The organism is Prevotella heparinolytica, from assembly GCF_002998535.1.
GTDB classification, from domain to species: Bacteria; Bacteroidota; Bacteroidia; order Bacteroidales; family Bacteroidaceae; genus Bacteroides; species Bacteroides heparinolyticus.
Map to the genome: position 1 here is coordinate 2,037,154 of NZ_CP027234.1, position 11,707 is coordinate 2,048,860.

The window sequence follows — 11,707 nt, forward strand, 5'->3', positions numbered from 1 at the left end:
TCACTCCCGCTTTTTCTCTACCCGTATGCGCGCATCCACCGCCACCACCTGTTTGTCTGTGGCAAGCAGCGGATTGATGTCCATCTCCTTGATTTCGGTGGCAAAGCGCAACAAAGTGGATAGGCGTACGATGATCTCGGCAAACTTATCCTCGTTCAGTCCCTTTTGTCCGCGTGTACCTTTGATGATTTTATAGGCACGGAGTGAACGGATCATGGAGTAGGCCTCTTCGTATGACAACGGTGCCAGACCGGAAGAGACATCCTTCAACACCTCCACGAAAATACCTCCCAAACCGCAAAGCACCACGTGGCCGAATTTCTCCTCATACTTCGCGCCGATGAACAGTTCCGTACCCTTCAGCATGGGTTGCGCCATGACGGAGCGGGCTTCGGGAATCTGCATCATGCGGTCGAACTCCAACGCCAGATGCTGCTCGCTCTTGATGTTCAGCACCACGCCTCCCACGTCCGACTTATGCACCGGCCCTACGACCTTTGCCACCACCGGGAAACCTGTGCGACGGGCAAAAGCAAGCACTTCTTCTTTCTTGTCCGAAACGAACTCCTCTACCACCGGAATGCCTGCCGAGTGGAGCAACGCCTGCACCAAATGGGGAGCGATATAACCGTCTTCGGCAATGGAGTCGATAATACGGCGTATGCGAGGAACGTCCACTCCGAACAATTCTATTTCATTATTGGCAGGACGGGGAGCATTCACGATGCGCGAAAGTGCCGTGCCCAGCGTCACCTCGTCGGCAAAGTTCACATGCCCTTTGGCAAGAAAAGCATCCACCTCGGCTCCCGCCGTATTGATGGAAGGCAGGATGGGGAAAATCGGTTTACGGCAGGTCTGCATCTTTTCGTGCAGCACATCGTACATCTCGAACATCGTCACTAATCCCGGCGTACCGAAAATAGCCATCACGGCATCAATCTCGTCGAACTTCTCCTCGCAATAATCCAGACACAAGCGCAGATGCTCCGGAGTGCCCGTGGCCAGAATGTCGATGGGGTTGCCTACGGATGCACCGGGATAAAGCTTGCTCTTCAACTCCTCGGCCACCGGGCCTTGCAACTTAGGAACATTCAGTCCGCCTTTACTCAAAGCATCGGTCAGCATCACGCCCGGCCCTCCGGCATGGGTGATGATGGCAAAGTTCTTCCCTTTCAGTTCGGGCAGGGTAAAGATACAGCCCACCGTAGTCAGCTCCTCGCGCGAGTAGCAACGCACCACCCCCGCCTTGCGGAACAATGCCTCTACGGCCGAATCGCTGCTGGCAATGGCACCCGTATGCGAACTGGCAGCCCTGCTTCCGCTCTCGCTGCTGCCTGCCTTGATGGCCGCAATACGGCATCCTTTGCGAATGAGCGAGGAGGCATGAAACAGCATACGATCAGGGTCGCCGATGCTTTCTATATAAAGGAGTTTTATCTTGGAGTCCGTTTCAGGATTGAAATGCTCGTCCATGTATTGCAGCACGTCTTCCACGCCGATTTGCTTGGCATTGCCCACCGACCATACGGAATTGAACTGCAATCCTTTGGTGACCGCGCTCTCCAATATGAATACCGCCGTGGCTCCCGAACTGGAGATCAGATCCACTCCCTGCGAATGCAGTTGCGGGATGGGCTGGCTGAAGACGCTGTGGTGCCAAGTGTTCATCAACCCGATGCAGTTGGGGCCGATGAGCGATGCGCCGTACTTATTCACCGTATCCAGTATGCGGTTTTCGAGTAACGCCCCTTCGCGGGTTTCTTCGCCGAAGCCTGCCGACAGGATGATGAAAGCACGCACCTGCTTTTCGGCGGCGAGCACCTCCACGGCATCGGGACAGAGCGGGGCTGGAATGGCAAGGATGGCCAAATCGGTATCGGGAATATCTTTCACATCGGCAAAGGCGGCAACGCCCTGCACTTCTGTTTCTTTGGGGTTCACAGCACGGAGTTCGCCGGCATATCCGCCGTTGATCAGGTTTCTCAGGATGGCTCCTCCGGGCTTATGCGCGTTGTTGGACGCTCCTACCACCACAATGCTGCCGGGGTTGAGTAATTGGTTTGTTATCATAGTTTGCTTGGATTAAGTTCACGATTCGTGCACAAATATACATTTTCCATGCGTAAAAACAAACGAGATACCCAAAAAGAGAGTGTGGCAAGACATGAACTTCTTCACCTCTTGTCACACTCTCTTTACATCTCTTTATAATCTATACTTATGGAGTTGTCACATTTTCGTTGACATTTGCCTTATACCATTGTAAGCCTGCCGTACCACCCGATGTCACCCAATTGACGAAATCGTTATTGACATCCTTGATGGATACTCGTTCGTCAGGCCAATCATAGCTTTCACCCGGAACACATATACCCCATACGAAATTATCGGCCGTCTGATACTTATCTGCGAAACTATCGCCGCTGGAGGCTCCTTTATCTGTCATAACAAAATTCTTGAGATGCACCTCTTTGCGTTTACCTGTACCGGCATCGCCCACCGTGATGAAGAAGTTCACCTTGTCAAAACTGATGTCGGCAGCATGAATACCGGCGGGAATGGAAAGCGTGCCGGTCACGGTTTTGTAACGTGCAGTGGAGCGTTCTCCGATGACGTTTACATACTTACCACCCAACAATCGGGCAATATTTTCGTTGAGCTTCAACACAACTTTGCTCTGACCGCCTTCCAACCCAATACCATTAGCACCCGTCAAAGTAGCGGCACTGCTTACAACATTATCCAACTGTACGTAAGCGCCCAAATCTCTCTCCGCACCCACTGCCATAAATGTAGCAGTAACATCTACCTTTGTCAGCGGAATATTTTTTGCTTCAGCTTCTGACGATGCCGCACCATTACCGGAAGCGGTGAGAACCAATTTCACTACAGCATCATTCATGTCATAGTCGCCGAAATCAGGCCATTCGTCCTCTATCGCATAGATGCCAGAGAAAGAAACCGCATATTGATAATCAACAGGAGTCGGTGCCGGAGGTGTTTCCACATGTCCGGGATTACATTCAGTAACAGGAATGTTTACGCCCGTGTTGTTAACATCGCTTGTCAGCAATGCGCCACCGGCAGTTGTCACATTCATAGTACCGACATAATTATCGCATGCTACCACGAGATTTCCTCTGTAATGCGGATACTGGCTTGAGCCTACGGCTGCGCTTGCTTTTGTCGTGGCACAATTCATGATGAGAAGAGCTTTTTCCTCGCCCACACCCGTGAACACACCATCGTCATGTTTATATTCAGCCGTACCGTTTACACGGAACAAGGCACCACTACGTAAATTTACACCGCCCTTGGTCATCAGCAGGTCTTTGGTCACCACGCTCCCGTGTGCATCTACCGTAAATAGGGCATATACCTCCATCTTATTCTTTACTGTGAGATAGCATTTGTTAATAACATTTACAGGCTGGGCTTTTTCCGCATAGTCAAAGTTCTCAGTAGTCCATTTTCCTTCGTTCACCCACACCGGATAGGTGGCACTGACGTGAGTGATACCCGTAACATTCATCGTACCGAAGTTGTAGACATTACCCGCACGGTCGTCTCTCACTTCATTGAACTCGTCGGTAGTAGCTGTACCATCGTTGATGAAGAAGCTGTTGCCAAAGAAAGTCAACTTTCCGTAGTTGTTTCCGGTGCATTTGAGTTCGCCCGTTGCCAGATTGTATAATATGGCATTGTCCGACGCTTCGATGAGGCGGAGTTCTACCTTACCGCGGTTGTAGATGGTGCTGTTTTTCTTCAGGCCTATTTCGGAGAATTCGCCTGTTTTCACCAGTTGTCCGCCTTCGCCTACGTATATTGTGGTCTTTTCTGCTTCAAGAACCCAGCGATAGCGTGCATCCACGGTCAACTTGGCACCCGGAAGGATGTATATGTTCACGTTGCTGCCGGTAATGAAAGAGTTTGCATCGTTGCCGAATGACAAAGTCACATTACCATTTACATAAAGATTGACATTGCTGCCCGATACGCTTCTTACGCTGCTTGTCAGAATATAGTTTCCTGCGGCAGAAATGGTGCTGCCGCTCGGGGTCTGTGCATCGGCAGGTGCGCTGGTAGGGAAGTTGCTGTCGGCAGGAGTTGCCGGCAGTGTCCAGTCCGATTTAGCACGTGTCACTTTAGTGGCAGAAGCCGTATATTTCTCATTGAAGTCAACGATCGCCGTTGTGCTTTCAACCACAGCCGATTTCACCAATTTAACACCTGTCGGAGAAGTTTGTCTTACGAATAAAGTACTCGTCCCTTTACCTATTTCAAGGGATACAAAGAAATCTTTCTTGCCCGTAGCCGTGCCTTGTGCCAACAATGTCGCATCTTTGGCCGTAATCGGGTTCTTGTCAAACACTTCCACACCATAGGTATAAGTTGCGCTATATTGGTCGGCAACTTTCACCGTAATGCCTACTTTCTGCAAGTTTTCCCACGTAAAGTCATCCGTCGTGGTAAGCTTCAAAGGATTTTTTTTCTGGGCATCAGCCTTTGGATTATAGACATCATTGTCTGTACTACATGCCGCCACCATCATGGTGCCAATCAACACAATCAATCCAAATTTCATTTTTTTCATACTCGGATATAGATTAAAAAAAAGAACGAATAATACAACTCTCTAGATTTTTTCTACAAATATAGAGGTTTATTCAATACAACGTCTTTTTTTCCGTATATTTAACACATATCTGCCTTAAATTCCTCGTAAAGAAAGCCATAAAAGGCACATAGGAGCCAATACGGCCATTTTACCGCAATCTGAATGATAAAAAGAGCGTGTCGACATATAGATGTCCTGTTTCGCTATATTTTTTACTTTCCGATTTTACTTTAAATGGCTGATGCCCCTGAAGAAAGTCCAGAATAATCAACTTTTAGACTCCTCCTTTCATCCCCAAGCTTTGCTTTTGAACTCCGGAGTAGTTTTCAACCAACAGCCCATAAAGTCCCTTACGATAAACCGTAACAAATTTCGCTATACACATTATATATAAGAATCTAAAAACGATTGTACACGAACATTCATACTTTATCAGAAAATAGCTATCTTTGCACCACTAAAAGCGTTCATAACAAAAGAGATAGACTATTATATGGAAAAGAAATTCAAACGTACCACCGTGACGTCGGCTCTGCCGTATGCCAACGGCCCTGTTCATATCGGACACCTTGCAGGTGTATATGTACCTGCCGACATCTATGTTCGCTACCTGAGACTGAAGAAAGAAGATGTAGTCTTCATTGGAGGAAGCGACGAGCACGGAGTGCCCATCACCATACGTGCCAAGAAAGAGGGCATCGGCCCGCAAGATGTGGTAGACCGCTACCATGCGCTCATCAAGAAATCGTTCGAGGAGTTCGGCATTTCGTTCGACGTGTATAGCCGCACCACCTCGAAAACGCACCACGAAACGGCTTCTGAATTCTTCCGTAAACTGTACGACAAAGGCGAGTTCATCGAGAAAAGCAGCATGCAATATTACGACGAGGAAGCCAAGCAGTTCCTTGCCGACCGCTACATCACCGGCGAATGTCCTCACTGCCACTCCGAAGGAGCCTATGGCGACCAATGCGAAAAATGCGGCACCAGTCTCAGCCCCACAGACCTTATCAATCCGAAGAGTGCCATCAGCGGCAGCAAGCCCGTAATGCGCGAAACCAAGCATTGGTACCTGCCGTTGGACAAGCACGAGGCTTGGTTGCGCCAATGGATTCTGGAAGAACATAAAGAATGGCGCCCCAACGTCTACGGCCAGTGCAAGAGTTGGCTCGACATGGGCTTGCAACCCCGTGCCGTGAGCCGCGACCTCGACTGGGGCATCCCCGTGCCCGTGGAAGGTGCCGAAGGCAAAGTTCTGTATGTATGGTTCGATGCCCCCATCGGCTACATCAGCAACACCAAGGAGTTGCTGCCCGACTCTTGGGAGAAATGGTGGAAAGACCACGAAACCCGATTGGTGCATTTCATCGGCAAAGACAACATCGTGTTCCACTGCATCGTCTTCCCCGCTATGCTGAAAGCCGAAGGGAGCTACATCTTGCCCGACAATGTGCCGAGCAACGAGTTCCTGAATCTGGAGGGCGATAAGATTTCCACCTCACGCAACTGGGCAGTATGGTTGCACGAATATCTGGCCGACTTCCCCGGCAAGCAGGATGTGCTCCGCTACGTGCTCACTGCCAATGCGCCCGAAACGAAAGACAACGACTTTACGTGGAAAGACTTCCAGGCACGCAACAACAACGAGCTGGTGGCCGTGTATGGCAACTTCGTGAACCGTGCCCTGCAACTCACCAAGAAATATTTCGACGGCAAAGTACCTGCTGCGGGCATACTGAACGATTACGACCGCGAGACGCTGAAAGAGTTTGCCGACGTAAAGACCCAAGTGGAACAGCTGCTTGATGTATTCAAGTTCCGCGACGCACAGAAAGAAGCCATGAACCTTGCCCGCATCGGCAATAAATATCTGGCAGATACCGAACCGTGGAAACTTGCCAAAACAGATATGGAACGTGTAGGCACCATCTTGAATATCTCCCTGCAATTAGTGGCCAACCTCGCCATTGCCTTCGAACCGTTCCTGCCTTTCAGCAGCGAAAAGCTGCGCAGCATGCTGAACATAGAGAACTTTGACTGGAGCGAACTGGGGCACACCGACCTGCTGCCGGCAGGACACCGGTTGGGCACTCCCGAACTACTGTTCGAGAAGATAGAGGACGACCTCATCCAAGTACAGGTAGACAAGTTGCTGGCTACCAAGAAAGCCAACGAAGAGTCGGACTACAAGGCCAATCCCATCAAGCCGGCCATCGCTTTCGAAGACTTTGAGAAGCTGGACATCCGCGTAGGCACGGTGCTGGAGTGCGAAGTAGTGCCCAAGATGAAGAAACTGCTGAAGTTCAAGATTGCCGACGGACTGGAAAACCGCACCATCGTAAGCGGCATTGCACAGCACTATGCACCGGAAGAACTGGTGGGCAAGCAGGTCTTGTTCATCGCCAACCTTGCCCCGCGCCAATTCAAGAACGGCTTGGTGAGCGAAGGCATGATCCTCTCTGCCGAGAACCATGACGGCACATTGGCAGTGACTTCGTTGCTGAAAGAGGTGAAGCCGGGCAGCGAGGTGAAGTAAGAAAAAACGATTATGAACGAAACATCACTGAAAGAAAAAACAGCAAAAGGACTATTCTGGGGAGGATTCAGCAACGGTATGCAGCAGTTGCTGAATCTGGGCTTCGGAATCGTGCTTGCTCGCCTGCTTGATGTTTCGGATTATGGCATGGTAGGCATGCTCACAGTTTTCTCTGCCATTGCCGCTGCCCTGCAAGAAGGCGGTTTCATCTCCGCACTGACCAACAGAAAAGATGCTTTGCACAAAGACTATAATGCAGTATTCTGGTTCAGTACTTTGTGCAGCATCACGCTTTACATCCTGCTTTTCTTCGCTGCTCCGCTGATAGCGGACTTTTACAAGACTCCCGAACTGATTCCCCTTTCCCGGCTCTTGTTCCTGAGTTTTGTCATTTCCAGCTTAAGCATTGCACCGCGCGCTTATCTTTTCAGGAACTTGAAGATAAAGGAAACCACCATTATCTCAATTTCCAGCTTATGTGTGTCAGGAAGTATCGGAATCATATTGGCAGCCAACGGCTTTGCCTATTGGGGTATTGCCTTGCAGACCATTTCTTTCGTCACGATGGTAACGATACTCAATTTCTATTTTTCTCACTGGCGTCCCAAACCACAGCTCGACTTCAACCCGATCAAAGAAATGATAGGTTTCAGTAGCAAGATGATCATAACGAACATCTTCACGATAATCAACAACAACCTCTTCTCCGTCTTGCTGGGTAAGTTCTATTCCGAGCGGGAGGTGGGCAACTTTACCCAAGCCAACAAATGGAACGGGATGGGGCATACCACGATCACCGGCATGATAAACGGCATTGCACAACCCGTCTTTACGCGCGTGTCCGATGACAAGGCTCGTCAGCTGGCCGTGTTCAGGAAATTGCTTCGCTTCACGGCTTTCATCTCCTTTCCCACCATGTTCGGGCTAAGCCTCGTGGCCAAGGAACTTATTGTCATCGCCATCACCGAGAAGTGGATAGACAGTGTCTACATCATGCAGGTTCTCTGCGTCTGGGGCGCGTTCATCCCCATCATAAACCTGTTCTCCAACCTTATCATCAGCCGAGGCCACTCTTCCGTCTACATGTGGAGCACCATCGGCCTGAGCGTGCTGCAACTGGCTGCCGTATGTGCCATGTATCCTTATGGACTGGGATGGATGCTGCGCATCTTCGTGGCAATCAACATAGGCTGGCTGTTCGTATGGTTCGGGTTTGTGAAAAGGGAAATAGATTTGAGGTTAGGTGATATGCTGAAAGACATTTCTCCTTATCTGCTGCTGTCTGCCGCACTCGTCGCAGCCGCCTACTATATCACCCGCCCTATCGGGAATCTTTATTTGAGTATGATTACGAAAATGACGTTCGTAGCCGGTCTTTATGCACTGGCCTTATGGAAGCTGCAATCCGTCATCTTCAGAGAAAGCATTGAGTTCTTATTAAAAAAGAAGAAATTATGAGCCGCATTGCCTATATCATATCCGCCTATAAAGATGCGCCGCATCTGGCACGCCTTGTAGATGCGTTAGCCGGTGATGCCGATTTCTACATACACATCGACCGGAATGCGGACAGCCGCCCTTTCAAGGAACTGCTGAAAGACAAAGCAACCTTTGTGCCCGGACATCGGGTGAGCTGGGGCGGCTGGGGACAGGTAAAATATCAAAAAGAGCTGCTGGCTGCCGTGCTGCATAGCAATATACCTTACAGCCGCATCGTCTGCCTAAGCGGGCAAGACTATCCCCTTTGGTCTAACGAAGAGATTCACAACTACTTTGATGCACACAAAGATACGGAGTTCATCATGGCAATGAACCTGACAGAATCTGCCGACAGACAGCAGATAGCCAAGGTGGTCTACTACCACTTCTTCCGCGATCTGCGGTGTCCAAGCCTTTGGTTGAAGAACAAATTCATCGTAGCTTCGCGCAACCTGATGAAACTGCTCCCTTTCAGGAAACTGCCTTTCACAAAGATAGGCGGCAAAAAGGCTGACGTCTTTTTCGGTTCCGATTATTGGGCCATCACCCTGCCCTGCGCCCGCTATGTGTACGAAAAGCTTTGCGCTGAGAAGAGGATGATTCGCTACTTCAAAACAAGTTTCATTCCCAGCGAGCTGTGCATACAGACAATCGTGTTCAATTCGCCCTTTGCCTCACATGCGCTGTTATACAAAGGAATGTATCTCGGACTTGCCAAACTCACTCCCCTGCACTATATCGTATATAGAGAGTTCATAAAGACCATGACATTGAAAGACCTGCCCATGCTGATGCAATCAGGTAAGATGTTCTGCCGGAAAGTGGTGAGCGGCGAGTCGGACACCCTCGTAGAAGCCATCGAAACCAACCGTCGGTCCTCCGCCCGAAACAGTTCTGAAAACGTATAAAGCCATAAACCGAGATATAGACAAATGAAAGAAGATGCCAAAATCCACATAGCTTTAGCCGCCGACTCAAATTATATCGTACCTATCACGGTGCTGCTTCAATCGATATTCGACCATCATGCCGATGCAACAGTCTGCATCTACCTGCTTTTCATAGAAAAGACGCTACAGGAGAAGGACCTGAACTTTCTTGCGGATTATACCGAAAAGCACAGGCAGAAGTTCATCCCCTTGGAAGTGAAGCGTGAACAAATCGAGGGATTTCCCGATAGCAGGCACGGAAAAGCAACACTTCTACGGCTTTTTCTGCCCACCCTGCTGCCCCAATTGGACAAGATTCTGTACATTGACGGAGACACCATCGTTCAGGACAATCTGGCAGAGTTGTTTCATACAGATATTTCTTCCTGCTGTGTTGCGGCGGCCAGAGATACGGCCTGCATCTATCATCCCGATTTCATTCGGGCGCTGGATATAAACGATGAACACTGGTATTTCAATGCCGGTGTGACCCTCTTGAACCTGAAAGAACTGAGAGCCATCGATCTGCTTGAAAAAGTCGCCGTCTTTACACGTGCGCACTACAATGTCATTGCTGCTCCCGACCAAGATTCCTTGAACCATATATGCCAAGGAAGAACCCTCTATATCCATCCTCGCTACAACATGAATTATTCGGTCGAAAAAGACGTTGCAAGGCGGGTGTGGGGCAGGGAGCAGGTCAAGGAAGCAAAGGCATCGCCGGCCATCATCCATTTCATCGGCCCCGTCAAGCCGTGGTCTGTTCTTTCCGTACATCCTCAAAGGAAAAAATGGTGGAAGACCTTAAAGAAAACCCCTTTCGCCCATTACCGTCCCAAAGACGAAAACCTAAAGAACAAACTGCACAAATGCTATTTATTGGCGAGCAAAGCCATCGAAAGACAATTCTCTTTGGAAAGCAAGCGGAAAATAGGAAGGCTTATTCCGGCCGTCCTGAAAAAGAGTTTGAAGAAATCGCTGCTCAAATCATCATAAGCCGCCGCATCGACTATCCATAAAACAGAAGCAATGAAAGAATACGCACCCATCCTGCTCTTCACCTACAACCGCCCCACGCATACCCGGCAGTTGATAGAAAGCCTGCTGACCAATGAGGAAGCGGCCGAAAGCCGTCTGTTCGTCTATTCGGACGCCGCCCGCAACTCCACCGATCAAGAAACCGTAGCAGAGGTGCGTCGCTACCTGCACACCCTCACCGGCTTTCTTTCTGTCGAAGTGATAGAGCGCACGGAAAATCAAGGACTGGCAACCAACGTCATAGCCGGCGTCACCGAACAGGTGAACCGCTACGGACGGGTCATCGTACTGGAAGACGACCTGATAGTGTCGCCCTACTTTCTGCGCTTCATGAACGACGCACTCAATGTCTACGAAGACGAACCGCACGTGGGGCATATCCAAGCGTGCGATTTCACGCAAGACCCTTCTCTTCCCTCTACTTTCCTCATCAAATGGACAGGAAGCTGGGGGTGGGCCACGTGGAAGCGTGCATGGCAGTACTTCAACCCCGACGGCAAAGCCTTGTTGCAACAACTTGAAGACAGAAAGCTGACCCGCATTTTCGATTTCGACGGCACGTATGGCTTTACCCGCATGCTGCGCCGACAGACCGAGGGGAAGAACAATTCATGGGCCATTCGTTGGAACGCAAGTCTGTTTCTTGCGGACATCCTCTCGCTGAACGTCGGCCGGTCACTCGTACAAAACAACGGATTCGACGGCAGCGGCACCAACTGCGGCGGCGGCGGGTTGTACAGTTCGTTGCTTCGGGCAGAACCGCTTCCGGTAGTAAAAATCAGCCCTATAAAAGAATGTGAGGAAGCACGACAGAGCTTTGCCCGTTATTACCATCGTACCAACTGTTTTTGGGCAAAGGCACTGCGACGAATCAAGCGCACGCTGAAAGGTGATTTCGGAGCCTGAAGGCAACATTCGCCTTACCCTCCTATTTTAACCTGAATTCGGCATAGGCGGTTGCTTTTGCTAAAGATGAGAGGCTGCATCCTGTCGGCAAGATATTCCTTGAATGCACCGGTTTACAGCGAGATTAGGCAGAAGAGAGCCTTTCAAGCCGGCCGCCCTCCTCCTGTTTTGACAGCTGCAAGCCTTTGCCGTGACAGAGGC

7 protein-coding genes are annotated in these 11,707 nt (G+C 50.0%); 5 read left to right on the forward strand and 2 right to left on the reverse strand.

From position 1 onward, the window contains the following. Positions 1-2,070 (reverse strand): acetate--CoA ligase family protein, encoded by a 2,070-nt coding sequence (locus tag C3V43_RS08345; protein ID WP_106069412.1) that lies wholly within the window; start codon positions 2,068-2,070, stop codon positions 1-3. Positions 2,071-2,218: 148 nt separating this feature from the next. Then, complete coding sequence (locus C3V43_RS08350) at positions 2,219-4,594, reverse strand: LruC domain-containing protein (protein ID WP_106069413.1); 2,376 nt, start codon at positions 4,592-4,594, stop codon at positions 2,219-2,221. A 517-nt stretch (positions 4,595-5,111) separates the two neighbouring features. On the opposite strand from C3V43_RS08350, the gene metG reads away from it, so the two are divergent. From metG to C3V43_RS08375, 5 genes are read left to right on the forward strand one after another with little or no spacing between them, the layout of a single operon-like run. Further along, a complete protein-coding gene (gene metG, locus C3V43_RS08355) occupies positions 5,112-7,154 on the forward strand; it encodes a methionine--tRNA ligase (protein WP_106069414.1) in 2,043 nt (680 codons plus the stop codon). Between the two features lie 12 nt (positions 7,155-7,166). After that, entirely contained in the window at positions 7,167-8,612 is a 1,446-nt protein-coding gene (locus tag C3V43_RS08360; protein WP_106069415.1) for an O-glycosylation flippase, read from the forward strand. Next, entirely contained in the window at positions 8,609-9,541 is a 933-nt protein-coding gene (locus C3V43_RS08365; protein WP_106069416.1) for a beta-1,6-N-acetylglucosaminyltransferase, read from the forward strand. Before C3V43_RS08360 ends, C3V43_RS08365 begins: the two co-directional genes overlap by 4 nt. A gap of 24 nt (positions 9,542-9,565) precedes the next feature. After that, positions 9,566-10,558, forward strand: a complete 993-nt coding sequence (locus tag C3V43_RS08370; RefSeq protein ID WP_106069417.1) for a glycosyltransferase family 8 protein — start codon at positions 9,566-9,568, stop codon at positions 10,556-10,558. Positions 10,559-10,591: 33 nt separating this feature from the next. Next, positions 10,592-11,506 carry a glycosyltransferase gene (locus C3V43_RS08375; RefSeq protein ID WP_106069418.1) on the forward strand — a complete coding sequence of 305 codons (915 nt, stop codon included), beginning with the start codon at positions 10,592-10,594 and terminating at the stop codon, positions 11,504-11,506. Positions 11,507-11,707: the final 201 nt, after the last annotated feature.